The following is a 21,062-nucleotide window of genomic DNA, read 5'->3' on the forward strand; positions in this document are numbered from 1 at the left end:
CATTGCGAACGCAGTGAAGCATCCAGTCTGGTTGTTCTATATGCGCCGTTCTGGAATGCTTCGCCATGGCTCGCAAAGACGGAGGCAAGAATAATTAAGTATGAGGTATTAAATAATGATCAGACCCGAAGGTGGCTGGAGTCTTGAGCAAGTAGCTGCTGTCTATTCTCAACCGTTTAATGATCTGATATTTGCAGCACATCAGACCCATCGTGAACATCATTCTCCAAACAGATTGCAAGTCGCCACATTGCTTAGTATTAAGACCGGGGCCTGTCCTGAAGATTGCGGCTATTGTTCGCAAAGCGGCCATTATAAAACCCATGTTGAGAAAGAAAAGCTAATGGATCTGGAACAGGTTCTGCAGGCTGCCAGGGAGGCTAAAGAGGGTGGTGCCAAACGTTTTTGTATGGGGGCTGCCTGGCGCTGTCCGCCAGATAAATCCCTTCCCAAGCTTAAAACCATGATCGAAGAAGTGAAAGGGCTCGGTTTGGAAACCTGTATGACCCTGGGCATGTTGAACGAGGAACAAGCTGTATTCCTCAAGGAAGCCGGGCTGGATTATTACAATCACAATATTGATACTTCCCCCTCGTACTATAACAAAGTAGCCACTACGCGTACTTTTGATGAGCGTTTACAAACACTCGAGCATGTACGGAATGCCGGAATCAATGTCTGCTGCGGCGGCATACTCGGGCTGGGAGAGACCAGAGAGGATCGCATAGAATTTCTGATGACGCTTGCCAACATGGAGGTGCCTCCCGAGAGTGTGCCGATTAACCGCCTGATTCCCGTAGAGGGGACCCCCCTGGCAAAAGCGAATCCTGCAGAAGGCATTGAGTTGGTACGTACTATCGCAACTGCCAGGCTATTAATGCCTGCCAGTATGATTCGATTGACTGCAGGAAGAACGGCAATGAGCGACGAGCTTCAGGCCCTGTGCTATTTTGCCGGTGCAAACTCCGTATTCGCTGGTGATAAATTATTAACAGAGGAAAATCCGCAACGGGCGAAAGATAAAACCTTGTTTGACAAGTTAGGACTGGAAACCAGTCTGGCATGAAGCAAACGATAGATCGATATCTGGATTCCATTAAATCCAGGGGATTGTATCGCAGCCGGATCCTGGCAGAGAGAAAAGGATTTTGCAATTTCAGTTCGAATGACTACTTGTGCCTGGCTGATGACAAACAAGTGCAACAGGCTTTTCAAAAGGCATTTGAAAAGTACCCTGTCGGCAGTGGTGCTTCTCAGGCTGTCTGTGGCTATCATACTGCCCATAAGATGCTTGAAGATGCATTCAGTCAGTTTATGGATGTAGATGGCGCTTTATTATTCAGCTCAGGCTACGCTGCCAATTTGGCGATTGTATCCATGCTGGCAAAGCTGGACACTCACGTAATAATCGATAAATGCGTACATGCTTCCTTTTATGACGGCATTAGTCTGGCAGCTGCCAGATATACACGGTTCCTGCATAACGACAGAAATGATTTGCTTAAAAAGTTGGCGCAACAAGACAATGGCGGGGTAGTACTCTCAGAAGGAATATTCAGTATGAGCGGTCAGCAGCCGGATTTAAGGCAGATGGCTAAAGATACCCACCCTCACAATTATGTATGCATTATTGATGAAGCACATTCATTCGGCGTCCTCGGGGAAAGAGGGCGCGGTGCAACAACTTTTTATGGCTTGAGCCAAAAGGAAATCCCCTTACGCATTATTCCTTTTGGAAAGGCTATGGGAGCCCAGGGCGCGATCGTAATTGGTCAAGGCGAATGGATTGAAGCTTTATTCCAGTCAGGCCGCTCGACTATTTATTCCACTGCCATCAGCCCGGCTCTGGCCTATGGTCTTCTTTATTCACTTGAGGCTTTAGAGCGGGCGGATGAAAAAAGAACGCATATAAAGCAACTGATTACTTACTTTAAAGGTAAAATTCAAAAGTCCCCTTTGCGCTGGCGCGACTCATCGACTGCTATTCAGCAGTTACAGTTAGGTTGCCCCGAGCAAGCCGCCAATTATACTACTCAATTACTGGAGAGAAAAATAATATGCCTGTGTATGCGCGAGCCTACCGTGTCCCGAAGAGAAACGGGGTTGCGTGTTGTTTTAAACGCTAATCATTGTCAGAAAGATATTGATTATTTATTTGCATCCCTGCATGAGATTTATGAAAATTAATATTAATACAATGGGTAACTCCCTAAACCGCCCCCTGGTTTTTTTCCATGGCTGGGGATTTGACCAGCAAGTCTGGCATTCTACCGCTCTGCTGCTGCAGGAAAAATATCATTTGTATCTGGTTGATTTACCAGGTTTTGGCAATTCAGGCTTAGTGGGCTGGGAAGATTTCAAAAAATGCCTGCTTCGTTATCTGCCTCAGGAGTTTGCCTTGATTGGTTGGTCGTTGGGTGGATTGTATGCGACACGGCTGGCGCTTGAAACGGATCGCTGCAGTCATTTACTGAATATAGCGGCTTCTCCCTGTTTCATAAAAAAAGGAACATGGCCGGGTGTTGAGCCGGGCATATTAGAAAAGTTTTTTGCAAATATCGAAATAAATCCTCAAAGAACGCTGCAAGATTTTGTCGAATTACAGGCCCGCCGTAAAACACAGTTTGTACCAAAAAGTCTACCGTCTTCCAGTGCTTTAAAAGCGGGGCTACAGATTTTGGCAACATGGGATCTGCGTGAAGCCCTGAGAGAAGCTCAGTTCCCAGTGGCTTATTTATTTGGCAGGCTTGACTCAATTACACCTTCCAGTGTTTTAAAAGCAATGCAAGACGCCTATCCGCAGTTTGATTATTATCTCTTTAAAAAATCAGCCCACATGCCGTTCCTGTCTCAACAGGAGGAGTTCATCGGGTTATTGGAGCGCTTTATTCAATGAAATATTATTTCATCACTGGAACAGATACCGATTGTGGTAAAACCTATGTTACCTGCCAACTACTCGATTATCTCAAGAGGAAAACTAAATCGGCACAGGCCTTAAAGCCGGTGGTTACCGGTTTGACAATCGAAGATGGCAGAGCCTTTTATAGCGATTTAGAACAGCTAAAGCAACATAATGCAATCTCTGAAATGGAGATTAACGGATGGAAGTTTGCAGAACCCGTTTCACCGCATCTTGCAGCCGCTGATTTAAGCGCAGAAAAAATTGCTGATTTTTGCAGAAAAAAGGACTATCAGCAATTCGAGTACGTGTTAATTGAGGGGGCAGGGGGCTTACTGGTTCCTTTAAATGACCGGCAATCCTGGATAGATTTTATTCATTTGATGAATATACCCGTCATCCTTGTAGTTGGTATGAAGTTAGGATGTCTTAATCATGCCTTGCTTACGGATAGTGTATTATTCTCCAGTCGATGTAAGTCTGCAGGATGGATTGCAAATGTATTGAATCCGGATATGCTTGAAATTGAAAAAAATATCGCTACCTTAAAAAAACGCCTGCGGATGCCCTATCTTGGACGCACTGATTATCAGAAAGGGCTTATAATTGACGAAAATACAGGCACAATCTGATTGTCTGTCTTGACTTTAGTCCGTTATAATTAATGTGATTACTGGCGCTTATAGATTACTATGAGCATAATTCAACTTAATGTATACACCGATTGGAGCGTATGATGCCAATTTATGAGTATGAATGCACAAGTTGCCATCATCATTTTGATTTGATGCAAAAAATAAGCGATGCACCAACCAAACAATGCCCGCAATGTTTTGAAAATACTGCCGTAAGACTGGTCTCGGCAGCGGGTTTCCAATTAAAAGGAAGCGGTTGGTATGTGACTGATTTCAAGAATAAGAATAAACCGGCTCAAAAGAAAGAGGCCTCATCAGAAGGCTCTTCCGGGAAAACCGAAACCACTACGGAAGGCACGAAGGGCAAGGGTGAATCTGATTGAAATCCAAATCCCTGCGCAGCTTTATTCTTGCAGGATTGGTTGTTTGGTTGCCTATCCTCGTAACGCTGGTAATACTTCGATTTCTAATCGATCTGCTTGACAGCACCATCGCTCTTTTGCCTCAAGCCTATCAGCCGGAAACTTTGATCGGCATGAGGATTCCTGGCCTGGGTGTCATTCTGTCACTGATGGTTTTAATGGTTACTGGCATTATCGCAACTAATTTTTTTGGACAGCGGCTGGTTAGTTGGGGCGAAGCGGTTCTCGCCCGGATCCCTCTTGTTAGAACAGTGCATACTGCTGCCAAGCAAATAATTCAGGCTATTTTTGCAAGCAACAGCCAGGCTTTCCGCAAGGTAATGCTGGTCGAATATCCGCGTAAGGGTTTGTGGAGCCTTGCTTTTTTAACTGGCTCAACAACGGCGGAATTAACGAAACATTGCCAACAAGATATGCTGTCATTGTTTATTCCAACAACACCAAACCCTACCTCGGGATTTTTGGTTCTGGTTCCTAAAAATGAAGTAATTGAGCTTCAAATGAGTGTAGATGAAGCATTAAAATATATCATTTCTCTCGGCGTCATGCAGTCTTCGACCGCTGACTTTATCAAACAATAGTTTAAGAATAGGTGGCTCCTTATGCGATCGCATTATTGCACTGAAGTAAATGAAACAATGATTGGTGAAACCGTTGCAATTTGTGGCTGGATTCATAATCGACGCGATCATGGGGGAGTGATCTTTCTTGATGTGCGCGATCGTTCCGGTCTGGTTCAGGTGGTTTACGAGCCCGAGCTTTCCGCCGTATTCCAGTTCGCCGAAAAATTGCGGCATGAATATGTGGTGCAGTTGAAAGGGACTGTCCGCAGCCGTCCAGCAGGAATGATTAACGAAAAAATGCTGACGGGGAAAATTGAAATTGTCGGAACTGAACTGCAAATTTTAAACCAGTCCGAAACGCCGCCATTTCTTCCTGACGAGTTCCAGATTGTCAATGAAGATCTCCGCTATCGTTATCGCTATATTGATTTACGCCGACCGGATATGCAGCAAAATCTCATTCTGCGACATAAAATGAATCGCGCAATTCGGGATTATTTAAACGAGCAGAATTTTATCGATATTGAAACCCCCATGCTTACCAAGGCTACACCGGAAGGGGCGAGGGACTATCTGGTTCCTTCACGCGTCCATCCTGGCCAATTCTATGCCTTACCCCAGTCACCGCAATTATTTAAACAGCTGCTGATGATGTCGGGTTTCGATCGCTATTACCAGATAGTCCGTTGCTTTAGGGATGAGGATTTGCGTGCTGATCGTCAACCAGAATTTACCCAGCTTGATATTGAGATGTCGTTTATCGATGAGAACTGCATCCAGAACCTGATTGAGGGGATGTTGAAAAAGGTATTCAAAGATTTATTGCAATATGAATTACCTGAAAAATTGCCGCGGATGACTTTTACAGAAGCAATGCGTCGTTTTGGAAGTGATAAACCTGATTTACGCATACCACTGGAATTAATTGATATCGACGATTTGGTTAAAGGCTGTGAGTTTAAGGTGTTTGCTGATGCAGCAGAAAATGCAAAATCACGTGTAGTTGCCTTAAAATTGCCAGGTGGTTGTGAGTTAACCCGTAAAGAACTCGATGGGTATGCTGATTTTGTAGGAATTTATGGTGCAAAAGGCCTGGCTTATATCAAAGTGAATGACCGCAGCCGCGGCTATGAAGGACTGCAGTCGCCCATTCTTAAATTTTTGAATGAGCCTATCGTTGAAGCGATTTTAGATAGGGCGCAGGCCGAAACAGGCGATGTTGTCTTTTTTGGTGCTGGCTCGAACAAGGTCGTCAATGAATCAATGGGCGCATTAAGGGTGCGTCTGGGCCATGATCGTCAATTAGTTCAACCAGGCTGGCAGTTATTATGGGTTACTGACTGGCCAATGTTTGAAATGGACGAGAAAGAAAATCGCCTTCAATCCATGCATCATCCTTTTACCTCGCCTCAGCAGTTAGATATTGAGATGATGAAAAATAATCCGGAGCAAGTACTGGCTAAAGCTTATGATATTGTGATCAATGGCTATGAAATTGGCGGTGGTTCAATACGGATTCATCAATATGAATTCCAACAGGCTGTATTCAGGTTATTGGGAATCGATGAGCAGGAAGCAAAGGAAAAATTCGGATTTTTACTCGATGCGCTGCAATTTGGCTGTCCTCCTCATGGCGGTATTGCCTTGGGAATAGACCGATTGGCGATGCTATTAACTGATTCAACATCCATTCGCGATGTGATCGCATTTCCAAAAACACAATCAGCTTCCTGCCTGCTTACTGATGCCCCTGCACCGGTTAACGAAATGCAGTTGAAGGAACTGGGAATTAGATTGGCGCCAATGGCAAAGACCAAGTAGAATTTGTTTGATAACCGTCATTGCGAGCCTATGGCGAAGCAATCCAGATCGGGGCTCTGTTTAGGCACAGTTTCTGGATTGCTTCACTCTGTTCGCAAAGACGGGCTATTAGGCATTTGCCTGCATTAAGAACAATGTGGTACAATTTTGAATTAATTTGTCAATTTATTGTAGGAAAATTGACTTAATCGATAAGAATAAAGTGAAAAAAAGTCTAAGGTTATTGATAATTGGTTTTCTGCTCTGCTGTTCAGCGTTTTCATTTGCCAGCGGCAATGGCAGCAGTCAACTTATTGAGTATTTAACTCAGGAAAAAAATAGTTTAACACTGGCAATCAGTGAGATTAAAACATTGCCGGCTCCATCCAGTCAGGATGAGTACCAGAAACGCTCCCAGGAAAATAATGCCATCATTGCATTAAACAAAGCTAAAATAATCAGCCTGGAAAATTTTTTAAGCAATCAGAAAAAGCTTCAAGCCGATTTTAGCCAACGCCTCAAACAACTACAGCAGTTTCCTTCCACACAACTACCACAAACCAGTTCCCAGGAAAAAATTGAAAAAATCAATACTCTCAATGAGATTAATAAAAAAACAATTGATTTAATCAACGAAAATCTCAAGCTGGCCCATCGCTATCAGGAAATTTTGCAAACCCAGAAAGACCAGCTAGAGCTTTGGAAATCCAAAGAACAGATGAATGAGGAGCTTGCAAGCCTGCATACACAGGAGGATAAACTGAATGATTCACTGCAAAAGCTTTTTCAAAATAGTTTAAAACTGCAGCAGGAAATTAAAAGCAGCAGTAATTTCAAGGCTACTTACGGGCTTGAAGCGCGACTGCTTTTAAATAACCAGGTTATTAACCTTACCCAGCACAAAATTGCTGAATTAAACCTGCAAGGCAAGTTGGCAAAAGCAGACTTCCTACTGCTGAAAAGCCCGGATATCCGAACCTTGCAAACTGTAACTGAAATTTATAAAAACATGATTAGTCAGTTATCAGAGATGGAGCAATCGCTTAAAAAAATGGTGGTCATGCTGAAAAATGAATTGCCTCATATTAGCGATGCCAATTTAAAACAGCAATTCAATGCCTTGCTACGAGTAGTTAATACTAGAATCGCAGGCATTACAATCCAGGAAGAAACTTTACAGGAAGATCTTGAAAATCATCAGCAGGAACTTAAAAAACAACTGGCTGTAAGGCAAAGCCTCTCAGAATACCGTATTGATAGTTGGCCAGAAATTTTTAATCAGTTGGTGCACATACCCACACAATTTTATAACTATGCAAAATCTCTTGCGTTTAAGGCCAGGGACAATTATCTCTGGCTCGATACCTTCCCTGCTACTTTGATTTGGTTGGGAATAACCACGATTTTGTTAGGCGCATTTGCATTAGGCAGAGTACTTAATCGAACGAATGATAAAAAGCGATCCCGTTTGTCAGGCCATCTTTATGATGGTGCATTGAGTTTATTCGAAAAAAACCTACCCCATTTAACCGCTTCTTCGATTATTTTTGTATTGCTCTATGCCAATTATGTTCCATTTTCGAATTACCAGATGCTGTTTAATCTGATGCTGGTCTGGTTAACTTTTCGAACACTGATTTTGATTGCAAGGCGTTCGCTTCTAGAGCGAATCAGCGACTCTTCTGGAAAAGATGTGCGTTTGTACTATCGTTTTAAATGGCTGTTAATGGCAGGCGGCTGGACAACTGCGCTTATGGTGTTCAGCCATCAATTGCCGCTTCCTATTTTAATCCAGGATATATTTAACCGTCTGTTTATGCTGTTTTTACTGGCTGTATCCTTGGTGATCTGGAAAAGCAAGGATTTCATTTCGCATTTACTTCAACCTTTACTGAAATCCAAAAGACGATATCTCAGGCATGCAATTGTCTTGCTCGAGGTTTTGATTCCCTTTACTGTATTAACCACCGCATTACTCGGACTCATTGGCTATATAAATCTCGCCTGGACAATGAGCGTTTATCAGGTGCAGATTCTGATGATCATTACCGGCTATGTGCTGCTTAGGGGGTTATTATTCGATGCGCTGGAGCTGCTGTCAGAATGGATGATTTCCAGTTTAAATAATGGTTGGTTATGGACTGAGGTGTTTCTAAAACCAATCGACCGAATATTTCGGCTGACCCTGTTAATTGGATCACTGTTTGTTTTATTCCAGCTGTTTGACTGGCATTCAGACTCTCTGGTTATCAGCAAGATTTCCCAATGGAGCGAATATCCTATTGTTAATCTTTCAGGTATTCGAATTACTGCGACCAGCATTCTTGAGTTCCTGGTGTTATTTTCAATTTGTGCATGGATTTCAAAATGGACACGCGAATTCTGTTATCGTTGGCTTTACCGGGATGCCAGGGATGCTGGAATTCGAAATAGTCTGTCAGTTTTCACTCAGTATGCAGTAATTCTGGCAGGAGGTTTTATTTCCCTGAGAGTATTGGGGCTTGATTTTAGCGGAATGTCCATGGTAATTGGCGGTCTGGCAGTTGGAATGGGATTTGGATTGAGAGATTTTGCCAGTAACATCGTTGGCGGATTGATGTTGCTCATTGAGAGGCCAGTCAGGGAGGGGGATTTGATTACCCTTGGCGGCTATGAAGGCAAAGTGGCTCATATTGGCATTCGTTCCATGCGTGTATCTTCCTGGGATAATATGGAAGTATTGATCCCTAATGCAGAAACATTTAATAAGCCATTCACTAACTGGACCCATCAGGATAGTATTATCCGCACCGTTGTGCCTATCAAAGTGAGCCGAGCGGATGATCCAGGTCTAATTCAACAGCTTATTTTTGATGTGCTTGCGACAATCCCCGAAATTGTGCCTGAACCGCCTGCCCAGGTTTTTCTAAAGCAAATCGACGAAGCATTAATTGAGTTTGAAGTGCGCTATTTTATAAATGTTGAGTTCCATACCCGCTTTGAAATTCGCTCCAAAGTATTGTTTGCGGTGATGGCAAAATTCAAGGAAGCCGGTATCAAACCACCCATTCCGCCAATTAGTGTTGAGTTAAAAGAAAAAGAAACTGATTATGATCCTTTTGTCAGGCAACAACGCGTTAAGCAGCGAGACCGAACTACTGAGTCGGTGTAGTGAGATTGCAGGCTTAAGCTTTAATCAGCTTGCCCAATTAACAGGATTTAGCATTCCGCAAAAGCAGAGCCAACGCAAGGGCTGGACGGGTATGGCTATTGAGATTGCATTGGGTACCACAGCGGGCACCAAGGCTGTGCCCGACTTTGAGCACCTTGGCATTGAACTAAAGACCATTCCACTTAATGCCCAGGGTAACCCGGCAGAGTCCACTTTCGTAACCAGTATTTCACTCACCACTATCCATCGGGAAACCTGGCAGCATTCCCAGTGTTATCAAAAATTAAAGCGTGTATTATGGTTGCCAGTTGAAGGCGACTCTGCAATTCCTTTCGAACAAAGGCGAATCGGGAGCGCTTTCCTATGGTCGCCGAGTGAAGAGCAGGAACGAATTTTGGCGGAAGACTGGCTGGAGCATTCTTTAATGATTGGAACCGGGCGTCTGGAAGAGATTGATGCCTCGATGGGGGAGTACCTTCAGGTGAGACCTAAAGGGGCGAATGCGCGCTCCTTATGCGATGGTTATGACGCGGAAGGCATAAAGATCCGTACACTACCTCGGGGGTTCTATTTGCGCGCAAGTTTTACACGGGCATTGATTAAATAATGTAGACATATGGTTCATTTTGGATGAATATTGTGGCTCGTGGCAATTTTTAATCATTATGATGAGTGTATATGAAGAAAATACTAACGATGTTAAGCCTCCTTTTTTCATTATCTGTTTCTGCCTCTTCGCAAACCGTTCAGAATGATGCAGCCATTCAACAGACTATTCTGGAATTTATCAATAATTATCGTGCCCAGCATCATCGTCCGCCTTTGAAACTGGTACCCCTCATTTCATTGCAGGCGCAGCAGCACAGCATTGAAATGGCGCAGAAAAAAATGTCATTCGGACACCAGGGATTTAATAAACGAATCGACGTGTTGTATAAAAAAATTAAATTATGCCGAGGTGGTGCTGAAAATATTGCCTATATGAAAATATCAGCAAGAGAAGTAGCGAAGCGCTGGACCGAGAGCCCAGGACATCGGGCCAACATTCTTGGCAATTATAATTTAACAGGAATTGGGATTGCGCGTATTCAGGGAGGGTGGATTTATTATACCCAAATGTTTATTCGCAGCGATGATCCTGCTTATGCTGGGAGGGGCTAGTCTGAATTCCCGGTGGATGGAGAGATGAGCCCCGCGGTCATTGCCGCGGGGATTCGTCTGCTATGGGTTCAATAAGTTCAGTAATCCCCGCGGCCCTTGGTTCGAATCCCCGCTGTCCTTGGTTCGAATCCCCGCTGTCCTTCGTTCGAATCCCCGCTGTCCTTCGTTCGAATCCCCGCGGCGCCGACCGCGGGGCCCATCTCACCAAATAACACAGCGCTTCGGATTAACCATTGGGCTATTGTCACTAATCCCAAAAGCGGCCTGAAACTGAGGCATGTTTGCTAAAGTACCATTGACGCGATAAATCATTGGGGGATGCGGATCAGTTAGGATAAGATTTCGCAATTGTGCCATACGAATATTGGAAGCCCAGACATGAGCGGTGCCCAGAAAAAATTGCTGGTCGGGTGTAAAACCATCGATAGTTTGTGCTGTTTTATATTCTTTTGAGTTTTTAAAGGCCTTGTAGGCGAGCGTCAAACCGCCTAAATCTGCAGTTGCCTCCCCCATGACCAGTTTCCCTTGCACTGACAAGTCATCGACTTTATATTGCGAAAATTGCTCCATGATGCACTGCGTAGCTGCGTTAAATTTTTTCAAATCCTCCGCACTCCACCAGTTTTTGAGATTACCGTGGCCGTCAAATTGAGCACCCTGATCATCAAAGCCATGGGTTATTTCATGGCCAATGACGAAACCTATGGCTCCATAATTAACTGCCGCTGGAGCCTTTGGATCGAAAAAGGGAGGCTGAAGAATGCCGGCAGGCAAGTTAATATTGTTCATGGATGGATCATAATAGGCATTAATAGTTTGCGGCGTCATGCTCCATTCGCTGCGATCGATAGGTTTACCGATTTTATCGAGGTCGCGTTTTACCAGGAATTCACTGGCGCGAATCACATTCAATACATAAGGGCCTCTGTCAATCTGCAGTGTTGAGTAATCCCACCATTTATCAGGATAGCCTACACGTTCTTTCATCAATTCCAGCTTCTTAAGCGCAGCCTTTCGTGTGGCTGGCGTCATCCACTTCAAGGTTTTTAAATCCTCCCTTAAGGCCTGTTTAATATTGTAAAGAATTTCCAGTACCTGCTCCTTTGATGCAGGTGGAAAATACTTTTCTACGTAGATTTTCCCGATCGCAAAGCCTAATGCCTGACTTTCTGTATTGACCACTCTTTTCCAGCGGGGTAATAACTTCTCAGTCCCTGTTAAAATCGAATTCATGTGAAAATTCTGTTCAACAAAAGGCTTGGAAAGATAGGGTGCAAAAGCGTCCAGTACATGCCAGCGCAAATAGATTTTCCAGGTTTCGAGTGGTACTGTGGTTAATAGCTCATTCATTTTCCTGAAAAAAACAGGCATAGCCATATTAATATGGTCGATGTGTTCAAGTCCTTGCTGTTTAAAAAACGCTGGCCAGGAAAATTGAGGTGTGAGTTTAGACAGTTCGGTGATAGACATCATATGATAAATGGCGCGGGGATTTCGCTGCTCGATTTGAGTCATTGAAGCCTGGGCCAGAGTGGTTTCAAGCTTCATAATGTCATTGGCTTCCTGGACTGACTTCGCGGCATCGCTTCCTGCCAATTCAAGCATTTTGGCGATATGGTTCACGTAAGCGATACGAATATCCTGTGATTTCTTATCGGTTTTGGTGTAGTAATCCCGATCGGGAAGTCCTAATCCCCCCTGCATGGCGGCAGCAATCATCTCCTCGCTATTTTTAAAATCCTGCATACTGCCAAAATTGAATAAGGCGCCAACACCTTTGAGTTGTAGTTTGCTGATGACATTCTGCAAGTCTTCGTTGTTTTGAATTGAGTCTATTAAATTAAATAAACCCTGAAGCGGTTCGATCCCTGATTTGTTAATGCTGGTTTCATCCATGCCACTAAAATAAAAGTCTCCAATTTTTTGCTCAATACTTCCAGGCGGGAGATTGCGGTCATTGGCAAATCCAGTCAGCATTTGATGAATACGATCCTGAACGGTTTCCTGGAGGATATAAAAACTACCCCAGACTGCATATTCAGGGGGAATTGGATTTTGCTTTTGCCAGGTACCATTAGCATAGGCAAAAAAATTATCGGCGGGGGATACTGTTTTATCAAGCCAGTTCAGATTTAGCGGATCAGCCTGCTCTTTGGAAACAGGTATTTCAGCCCGCACGAAAGAGCTAAGCAGGGCAGATATTAAGATGATAAATACCAAGCGCATAAATATAATCGCTATTTATTTTGAATATAAAACAGAGTTACAAAATATTGCTGCAGATGCAAGTGAATTATTTGCAATGATTTCTTGTCTATATTTAGAATATTTTCTATAATTATAAAAAACAGTTGGGGAATTCTATGAAAATTGCTACAAGTCCTGCTGTTTACGTTTCTGACGCTGTCGCCTGGAAATCGCTAAAAAATCTGATGGAGCGCTTTCATTTTGATAGCGATGAGGCGTGTACATTAATGGGCGATATGGCAGCATCAACCTATTATAAAGGGATTAACAAATTAGAAGGGCGCTTATCAAAGGATGAAAAGGAGCGTATCTCCTTACTGTTGGGAATTTATAAGGATTTACGGATTTTATTTATCGATAGCGTTCAAGCTTTCTCATGGATTGAGCGGCCTAATGCTTTACCGCCCTTTAATGGTCAAACGCCCAGAGCGTTTATGCTGGATGGCAGCTTGTTACGTCTGGCAGATGTACGCCGATTTCTTGATTACTGGCGGGGATATTAATGGATTATGAGTATATTCAATACAGAGCTAAAACACATCGTTTGATTCCTTCCCGCTATCCGCCGGTCAGTCTGTTTGATTGGGCTGAAAATGAGGAAGAACTCGAACAGATTGCCCTTCTTGAGGGCTTGACAAATGATCGCCTGGCGGAGGAATATGGCAAAATTTCCCTGGTTCCCAAAGGGGACTGGGTATATGGTCCCGGTGCAACGCCGTTGATGGCTGCCTTTACCCACTTTGGTGTTTCACGTTTCAGTGATGGCTCATCCTATGGAGTCTATTACGCGGCTGACTCTGTTGAAACCGCAATTGCTGAAACCAAATTTCACCGTGAACAGTTCCTGGCCGCATCAAAGGAAAAACCCTGCATTATTCAAATGCGGGAGTATCAGGCTAAGGTGACCAAAGAGTTGATTAATATTTGCAGCGAGAATTTTGCCGCATTCTATAATCCCTCGCTGGAGTCGTATGCAGAAAGCCAGGAATTTGGTCGAACTATCAAGATAAATAACGAATGGGGTATTTTATATCCCAGCGCCAGAAAGGCGGGTGGAAAATGCATCGCGGTATTCCGGCCCCCGGCATTGACTATTCCCGTTCAGGCGGGACATTATGATTATATCTGGGATGGGAATTGCATTTCGGAAATCAGAAAGTCTATCCTTTGTATGGAGTCGGCATAAACCAGGGGAGTTACCGTGTTCCTTAAATACTATTTCCTGATATTATTATTACCCGGTTTACTTTTTTCACCACTTGTTAGCGCGGATACGGATAAGCAAAAGCCTGTCATTTTGATTATAAAAAAAATGCCCTATACCATTAATGGGCATAGTACTTCGCTCTATCGTATCGAGCAGCCGGATGGAACCTGGGGATTCCATGGGAAAGAAGGCGAATTTTTTGGCGATAATCCAGGAAACTGGATGATGCACTGTCATATGTTATATCATCAGGCGGCAGGTATGATGACATTTATAAATTATAAAGGTGTTAAAGTTCCTAACCTTCCTGGCGCCCATTAACCACTCAATAAAGCGGCTTCCGAAGAAAGCCGCCCATCTCCATGCGCCATCTTGCGTACAAGCTTTTTTGAAAATTCGATTCCCTTGTTTTCAACATACCGGTGTATTAAATAAGCTGTCAGTAGTACCAGACCTAATGAAGAGACTGCAGAAAACCAGAGGTTCCCTGTCTTATGGTAGAACACCAGAAAATAACTATAACCTATGAATCCATGTGTCAGGTAAAGTGGATAGGAAATGTTAGCTAAACCGCTTAGGATTTTACTATAAGGCAGGTAAGGATTACTGGCAGATAATAATAAAAAGAATACGAGAACGTACAAATGGTTGACAAATATTTCACTTCCAGTCCAGTCGCTGTCCTGATTTATGTGAAGTGAAAGGTAGTTTAAAGCAAGTAAGAAAATTGCAGATAGTATTCCGGTTGTATAAGACCATTGCTTGCTAAGGGTGTAATAAATGCTTGTACCGATAAACATAAATCCAAGATAAATTGAATTTACGGATAAAATCTTATTTAAATGTCTTATCCAGCCAGCCTCATGCGGCAATCCGTAACTAATCTGGTAGGCAATGACTAAAATCGAAGCTAAAATGAGGAAGCTGGCGGGTTTTTTCTCGATCTGGTAATAAAAAAGCAGGAAAAAAATTAGATAAAAATGCATCTCAATTTCCAGTGTCCAGGTAGAGTATTCGATGAATGGGACATTCATCAAATCTCTGAATAGTAAGAGATTGCTGATTATCACTTTAAAGCGTAGAAAATGGGGAGGGGTAGCGCCCAGATAATAACCTGTTAATATCATGACCAACGAGGCTAATATTATGCATACAATGACGGTAGGATAAATCCTGAAAAGCCTGCGTATCAAATATGAGCGAGGATTGGTTTTTTTAAGTGAAAGTGGAATGACATAGCCGCTCAAAATAAAGAAAAGACCTAAGCCAAAGTGAACACTGGAAAAATGATTTAAACCGAGGGTTGCACTGAATATGCCCAGATATTCATTAAGTAATGCCGCTGAAAAATGAAGCTCATTATGTGGGAAAAGCATATTGGCAATGGCTTGAGGATTTGTAAGTAGCCCATACCAATGGGTATAAACCACTAACAAACAGGCAAGTATTCGAGCTAATTGGAGAAACCAAATTTTATGCTGATTGAGTTCCATTTTGTCTTTGTTTAAAGTAATTTGAATCGGCATGCTAACAGATATCATTTATAATGAGAAATCCGAGTTTGATTATTAACAGCCCGATAGTTAAGATTCGCTTAATATTTGAAGCGTATAATTTTAGCTGAATATTCACAAATGACAGAGCAATAGAGCGCGTATGGCCAACCCCTTGAATGCAAAAAAAATCCTCGGAAAATTTAAAGAAAAAACAATTGAAGAATTTTATCTGGATAGTAGTAGTACTGAACTAATTCTTCCACAGGACTCATCGATTCCCTGGGTAGGTGCTGCAAAACGAAATGATGTTTTTCAAAAGCAGGTTTTTACTCGGCCTGAAAGCAGCGCGGAGGTTAGTTTCATCCGTCAAAATGGCCATGAGCATGCAATTCTGTGGAAAAGCTCGGCGGAGAAGATCAAAGAGGCTACACGTTGGGGTATCATAAAAACCGATTCTCTGACCAGTAAAATTATTGGTTCATTAGGGCAATACCGCGTGATCGCCCATGAACAAGCCGCCAAAGGTCTCGCGAATAACTCTCTAGATCTCAAACTTCGACTGGTGGGACATTATCAGGATCTCTTTGAAGCCATGCAGGATCTGGAGTCCCTGGTTAACCGTAATAATTCTGCCAAAAAAATTGAAAAATATTTTGAGCGGTATATTCAAAAGCTAGAAGGGATTCAGAGGAATTTAGACACCTATTTTTCAGATATCGATTGTCCAGGTTATGACAGCACAACCTTGAGGCATCTGCGTGAGGATATAAGCGCTTCTATTAATCGTGCCCGATCTTTTTCACAGAAAATAAAGAACAGTCCCGGAAATCTTCGCCGTTTTAATCGAGGACGGGGACATGAATCCATTCTTGAGTTTATCAAACAGCAAATTAATCAGAACTTATATCAGTTGCAAGGAATTAATCAGGACATCAGCTTTAGTACGAAGCGTTATTTTGCCCTGACTCGAGGCAATCTGAATGATTTTATCGAAGATGCACGAAAAGAACTCGACGATCACCTGCCCGACTTGCGAAACCCGGTCAACCCTTGCCACCATGGGGTCTTTGCCATAAATCCGGAAAAGGTCGTAACTTACGATTTCGGTAAAGAAGAGTTAAGTCCTGCACGTGAACGGCAGGTGCTATTGGCTATCAGCTTTATTGAAGGCTGGGACAGCTTGGAACTTAAAAAGGGAGAACCTGCCAGAGTTAAAAATCACCTTGGTGAAGAAGAGCTGGATACAATCGCCGCAACTCGATGGAAAACACATCGGGGTTTTATTCCGCAATTGAAAAGTATTGCTTATTTCCTGCTAAATTTTGTTAAAAGCGTTGTTTTGCCAACCAAAGCCTGGGAAGAGGAAACCTGGAAGAATAAAGGGTTTCATTTGGTTGCAGCAGAATTGAGGGCGCATGCAAAACCTAATCAGCCTATCTGGGTTGCCCCCTATAATTTTTTTAAAAAAATTGCTTATGCCATTCGGGATATTTTTAGCGGGATCAGGGATTTCGGTGCAAATCTTGTTTTTCGTTTACCAGCTGCAATGCTTGAAGACTGGCAGGCAAGCTCCACACTACCTGAGCTTAATGAAACCTTATCCGAGGTGAGCAAGGAATGTCAATCGATAAAGGAAATAGAAGGAGAGCGTCTAGAGGATTTACTGAAACGTTGCGGAATTAAGAAAAGATTTGAGTTTAATAAGGATAGTATTCTGGCAGAAGCCAGTTATCCTTTAACGGCAGGTGAGCAAAATGACATCCTCACTGCAGTTGCCAGAGGACTCAATGGCTTTAGCAGTTTTTTTACTCATGGTTTCAATAAAGATCCCATATCGGGAGTCATTTTTACCCTGGGTTATGCAGTAGGTGCTGCTGTCATTTTCATGCCAGCCTTTAGTACGGCTATTTTCGGTGCTGGTTATGTGAACTGGCTCAGTCATTTCTCCTATGCTTTGGGGACTTCCAAGATCGCAGCCACTGTAGGCGGCGGGTGCACACAGGCCCAGATTTTAGCAATGGGATGGGATGCTATTATGCACGGCCCAAGCGGGGTAGCGGCAAATGCTGCTTATCAGTTTGGCGAAGATCCCTTAACAATTGCTGCTTATTGTGCAGCGGCTTATGGTATTGGCCATCTATTAATAAATGGTATTGCAGGGCATAAAATCCCTTGGCTTAGCAATGTTATTGCAGAAGACTTGGGAACCAATAAAAGTTTTGGGACTTTCTTCTTTGGGGGGAAAGTTGGGGTAATGAGTTATGAGGCTTTAGTGACGGAGGCGGAGGAACACATCAAAGCGAATGTGCCTGTACTCAGGCCGGAAGATATCAAGCAATTCAAGGAAAGTTTTTATGCTGAGCATAAGCCGACTATTGATCGTTTTATGCTGGCTTATTTCCTATCGTCTAACGCGGAGGAGATTCCGAAGCTGGATTCCAGGCAGCTTTTTGAATTATCAAGGCAAATTGATAAGCATTTTTCCAGAGAAGACAGCCGCTCCCTCAAGAAAATTTTATATCCTGAAGGGGCTAAACCTTCAATCGCTTTTCAGTTATTCTCATTGCCATTGAGTTATATCCCGGCTATTTGCCGTTTCGCCTGGTCAATCGTTTTAAGCCTGGCAGCCTGGACCGTGGAAAAACCGCATCCCTGGGAACCAGTTAAACGTGCTGGTGGAGATCTGTTTGAAAAGACTAAAAGGGACCTGACGCGGTTAATTACTTTTGCGAGTTCAATGACATTTCTGTTCTACAGCGGATTTAGTTCTCTTATTAAATCATTTGTGTATACATTTGCTATGGGCATTGCCCGCATCGCTGCAGTGTTTGGTGCAAAACCTGGACATAGCACGCACAATTTCTTTGCCGCAGCACATAATTTTATGAGACAGATTGGCGAGTTCCTATATCCTGTACGAGCTGTTAAGGATGTTACAATCGCAGATCCGCGAGCAACAATTGAAAAAACAGAAGCATCTTATGCCAAGCTTTTAAAGCAGATCTATAAATCCCGTAAAGACAATCCTGGTGAGGTGAATAACCTGCCTGATGAACAGGACAGTGCTGATTATAGTTTTGATCTAAGAGGAACCGGTACTGCTTCAAACGATAATTCAGCCGGGGACGCTGATCCAGTTCACAAACAGAAGGTAATTCGTTAAAGTAGTCTTGATTAATTTTTTTAGGGATAATCATGACTACTTTAAAAGCGGCTATTATTTTAACTGCATTGGTTTCTGCAAATGCCTGGGCAGACACTCCTGCTGATGTCCAATCATTAAACACACAAATTCAGGGCCAGTTGAAACAAATGCAAGATCAAAACAATACGCAGATCACTACTCTGAATAATCAAATACAGGCACAGATCAAAGATGTCCAGAATAAACTGGAAAATGAGATTCAGAAAATGAATACGCAGACCCAGGATCAGATCCAGCAGATACAAACCAGCCTGCAACAGCAGATTGCTCAATTACAAAAAGAGGTTGAGCAAATTAAAAAGTAGCAAAGGAGGCGCCGCAGGATTCTAAATACTGCTGCGCCTTGTTTTTTTAAGCCGGTGCCTTTTGAAAACGATTTAATATGTGTTGACCCATACCACGGGAGAGCTCTTCCTCACTTAAAAAATAGGTTGCGTTAATCTCTTGTGCGAGCATATTTTTATCTTCTTCATTCTCAACACGAATTGCTATTTCTATTTTAGGATTTAGTTTTCTGGCAATATCAGCCATTTGTCGAATGTTAAAAATGTCTGAGGTAGCAACAACCAACATTCCCGCACGAGCAACATGCGCTTGTATTAGTGCCGCGGGCTCAGATGCGCTTCCATAAACAGCGGGGGTTTGCTGAGCCCTGATATATTCAATTAATTCACGATTTTGCTCGACTACCACATAGGGAATTTGATTAGTGGTTAAAATAGTGGCTATCCGTTTTCCCACCCGTCCATAACCTATCAGTATAAGATGGCCAGACAGGTATTTTTCTTCTGTAGTGTCAGGTAGTTCGCTTAATGGATCTGCTTCTTGAAACATGCGAGTGAGAAAAGGAAAGCAGCCAAGCCAGCTTTGTAGAAAAGGGATTGACTTGAACAATAGCGGGTTAATAGCTATTGACACTAATGCCCCAGCCAGGATTAATGCCTGGCCTTCTACAGGCAGCAGCTTGAGTTGTACCCCATGGCCGGCAAGGATAAAGGAGAACTCTCCAATCTGTGCAAGACTGGCCGATACTATCAGTGCGGTGTTGAGGGAATAACGAAAGAAAAGAACGAGAAGTGCAGCCGCAATCGATTTTCCAAACACAATAATCAGTACAACAGTGAGAACACGTAATGGCTCCTCAACAAAAATAGAAGGATTGAATAACATTCCCACTGAAACGAAGAATAAAACAGCAAACGCATCTCTGAATGGCAATGACTCCTCGGCTGCACGTCGACTGAAGCGGGATTCCCTAAGTATCATGCCTGCAAAAAAAGCACCCAGCGCAAAGGATATATCGAATAATTTGGCTGCCAGGAACGCAATACTGACTGCTGCGGCAATGATGCACAGGGTAAATAGCTCCCGCGATCCCGTTTTGGTAATTTGCCAGAGCAGACGGGGAAGACCCCATCGGCCAATAAGCAGCATGATTGCCACAAAGGATGAAATTTTTAACAGGGTAGTCCCCAGACTGATCCACAAATTTTGGCCTGAGGTTTGAGTCTCGGAAGTACCAAACCAAAGCGCGATGAAGGGAAGAAAAACCAGCGCGATGACCATGGCAATGTCTTCAACAATTAACCAGCCTACTGCTATTTGACCGTTAATTGTACCTAATAGTCCCTGTTCTTCCATCGCCTTGATAAGAACCACTGTGCTGGCGACCGATAAGGCAAGACCAAAGACAATGGAATGACTTGGTTCCCAACCCCAGAAATAGGAGACCAGTGCGCCAAGGCAACTTGCAACCAGGATTTGCAGCAGGGCGCCGGGTAAAGCAATTTTGCGGGTTTCAAGTAATTCGTCAATTGAAAAGTGGAGGCCAACTCCAAACATCAGCAACATAATGCCTATTTCAGCAAACTCAGCCGCGATATGGGTATTTGCAACGATTCCAGGAGTAAAAGGGCCAATAATTATTCCAGCCAGCAAATAACCAACCAGTGTGGGTAGTCGAAGCTTGATTGCAAGAAAGCCCATGATCAGGGCTAGGCCCAAGGCAGTTGCAAGTGTTGTGATGAGAGGCAGATTATGAGTCATAAAGCTCCGTACATTTATAATAATTAATTTATAGGAACCGCTTGTCTAGGCTCCGGGCATTTCGATGGCAGCGGCATCTATCATCTCGAATCCCCGCGGCAGCGACCGCGGGGCCCATCTTATCGCTAAAATTCGGTTGATCCTTAAATGGATCCCGCGGTCGCAGCCGCGGGAATTCGAGCGGTCGCAGCCGCGGGAATTCGATGCGGTCGCAGCCGCGGGAATTC

The 21,062-nt window shown here is 43.4% G+C and carries 18 protein-coding genes; 15 read left to right on the forward strand and 3 right to left on the reverse strand.

Annotation, left to right across the window (positions count from 1 at the left end):
• The first annotated feature begins 115 nt into the window (after positions 1-115).
• The 10 genes from bioB to DYH42_RS06670 all read left to right on the forward strand — a co-directional run bounded on the left by bioB (position 116) and on the right by DYH42_RS06670 (position 10,634).
• The gene (gene bioB / locus DYH42_RS06625; RefSeq protein WP_058524054.1) at positions 116-1,066 is read left to right on the forward strand and encodes a biotin synthase BioB; all 951 of its coding nucleotides are present in this window, start codon (positions 116-118) and stop codon (positions 1,064-1,066) included.
• On the forward strand, positions 1,063-2,187 hold the full coding sequence (locus DYH42_RS06630; protein ID WP_058524055.1) for an aminotransferase class I/II-fold pyridoxal phosphate-dependent enzyme: 1,125 nt from the start codon (positions 1,063-1,065) through the stop codon (positions 2,185-2,187). Before bioB ends, DYH42_RS06630 begins: the two co-directional genes overlap by 4 nt.
• Positions 2,177-2,896, forward strand: a complete 720-nt coding sequence (locus DYH42_RS06635) for an alpha/beta fold hydrolase (RefSeq protein ID WP_058524056.1) — start codon at positions 2,177-2,179, stop codon at positions 2,894-2,896. The genes DYH42_RS06630 and DYH42_RS06635 overlap by 11 nt, the downstream gene beginning before the upstream one ends.
• On the forward strand, positions 2,893-3,534 hold the full coding sequence (bioD, locus tag DYH42_RS06640) for a dethiobiotin synthase (protein ID WP_058524057.1): 642 nt from the start codon (positions 2,893-2,895) through the stop codon (positions 3,532-3,534). The genes DYH42_RS06635 and bioD overlap by 4 nt, the downstream gene beginning before the upstream one ends.
• Before the next feature lie 104 nt (positions 3,535-3,638).
• Positions 3,639-3,920 carry an FmdB family zinc ribbon protein gene (locus DYH42_RS06645; protein ID WP_058524058.1) on the forward strand — a complete coding sequence of 94 codons (282 nt, stop codon included), beginning with the start codon at positions 3,639-3,641 and terminating at the stop codon, positions 3,918-3,920.
• The gene (locus tag DYH42_RS06650) at positions 3,917-4,540 is read left to right on the forward strand and encodes a DUF502 domain-containing protein (RefSeq protein WP_058524059.1); all 624 of its coding nucleotides are present in this window, start codon (positions 3,917-3,919) and stop codon (positions 4,538-4,540) included. The genes DYH42_RS06645 and DYH42_RS06650 overlap by 4 nt, the downstream gene beginning before the upstream one ends.
• Positions 4,541-4,561: 21 nt before the next feature.
• Positions 4,562-6,343, forward strand: a complete 1,782-nt coding sequence (gene aspS, locus DYH42_RS06655) for an aspartate--tRNA ligase (protein ID WP_058524060.1) — start codon at positions 4,562-4,564, stop codon at positions 6,341-6,343.
• A gap of 202 nt (positions 6,344-6,545) precedes the next feature.
• Positions 6,546-9,473: a mechanosensitive ion channel domain-containing protein gene (locus tag DYH42_RS06660; protein WP_115316990.1), complete on the forward strand. Its 2,928-nt coding sequence runs from the start codon at positions 6,546-6,548 to the stop codon at positions 9,471-9,473.
• Positions 9,412-10,080, forward strand: coding sequence for a DNA mismatch repair endonuclease MutH (mutH, locus tag DYH42_RS06665; protein ID WP_058524061.1), 669 nt, complete (start codon positions 9,412-9,414; stop codon positions 10,078-10,080). The genes DYH42_RS06660 and mutH overlap by 62 nt, the downstream gene beginning before the upstream one ends.
• Before the next feature lie 71 nt (positions 10,081-10,151).
• The gene (locus DYH42_RS06670) at positions 10,152-10,634 is read left to right on the forward strand and encodes a CAP domain-containing protein (RefSeq protein WP_065232827.1); all 483 of its coding nucleotides are present in this window, start codon (positions 10,152-10,154) and stop codon (positions 10,632-10,634) included.
• A 201-nt stretch (positions 10,635-10,835) separates the two neighbouring features.
• Here the strand turns inward: DYH42_RS06670 and DYH42_RS06675 are convergent, their stop codons facing one another.
• A complete protein-coding gene (locus DYH42_RS06675) occupies positions 10,836-12,860 on the reverse strand; it encodes a M13 family metallopeptidase (RefSeq protein ID WP_058524062.1) in 2,025 nt (674 codons plus the stop codon).
• 137 nt (positions 12,861-12,997) lie between these two features.
• Here DYH42_RS06675 and DYH42_RS06680 point away from each other — a divergent pair, with 137 nt between their 5' ends.
• The 3 genes from DYH42_RS06680 to DYH42_RS06690 are packed head-to-tail and all read left to right on the forward strand — an operon-like array spanning position 12,998 to position 14,409.
• Positions 12,998-13,384: an antitoxin Xre-like helix-turn-helix domain-containing protein gene (locus DYH42_RS06680; protein ID WP_058524063.1), complete on the forward strand. Its 387-nt coding sequence runs from the start codon at positions 12,998-13,000 to the stop codon at positions 13,382-13,384.
• On the forward strand, positions 13,384-14,067 hold the full coding sequence (locus DYH42_RS06685) for an RES family NAD+ phosphorylase (RefSeq protein ID WP_058524064.1): 684 nt from the start codon (positions 13,384-13,386) through the stop codon (positions 14,065-14,067). The genes DYH42_RS06680 and DYH42_RS06685 overlap by 1 nt, the downstream gene beginning before the upstream one ends.
• Positions 14,068-14,082: 15 nt before the next feature.
• Positions 14,083-14,409, forward strand: coding sequence for a multicopper oxidase domain-containing protein (locus DYH42_RS06690; RefSeq protein ID WP_058524065.1), 327 nt, complete (start codon positions 14,083-14,085; stop codon positions 14,407-14,409).
• Here the strand turns inward: DYH42_RS06690 and DYH42_RS06695 are convergent.
• Positions 14,406-15,614: an acyltransferase family protein gene (locus DYH42_RS06695; RefSeq protein WP_058524066.1), complete on the reverse strand. Its 1,209-nt coding sequence runs from the start codon at positions 15,612-15,614 to the stop codon at positions 14,406-14,408. The genes DYH42_RS06690 and DYH42_RS06695 overlap by 4 nt on opposite strands.
• 130 nt (positions 15,615-15,744) lie before the next feature.
• Here DYH42_RS06695 and DYH42_RS06700 point away from each other — a divergent pair, with 130 nt between their 5' ends.
• The gene (locus DYH42_RS06700; RefSeq protein WP_058524067.1) at positions 15,745-18,747 is read left to right on the forward strand and encodes a hypothetical protein; all 3,003 of its coding nucleotides are present in this window, start codon (positions 15,745-15,747) and stop codon (positions 18,745-18,747) included.
• Between the two features lie 32 nt (positions 18,748-18,779).
• The gene (locus tag DYH42_RS06705) at positions 18,780-19,094 is read left to right on the forward strand and encodes a hypothetical protein (RefSeq protein WP_058524068.1); all 315 of its coding nucleotides are present in this window, start codon (positions 18,780-18,782) and stop codon (positions 19,092-19,094) included.
• Between the two features lie 46 nt (positions 19,095-19,140).
• On the opposite strand, the gene DYH42_RS06710 is transcribed toward DYH42_RS06705, so the two are convergent.
• Positions 19,141-20,835, reverse strand: coding sequence for a cation:proton antiporter (locus DYH42_RS06710; RefSeq protein ID WP_058524069.1), 1,695 nt, complete (start codon positions 20,833-20,835; stop codon positions 19,141-19,143).
• Positions 20,836-21,062 lie beyond the last annotated feature (227 nt).

Source organism: Legionella birminghamensis (assembly GCF_900452515.1).
Taxonomy (GTDB): domain Bacteria; phylum Pseudomonadota; class Gammaproteobacteria; order Legionellales; family Legionellaceae; genus Legionella_C; species Legionella_C birminghamensis.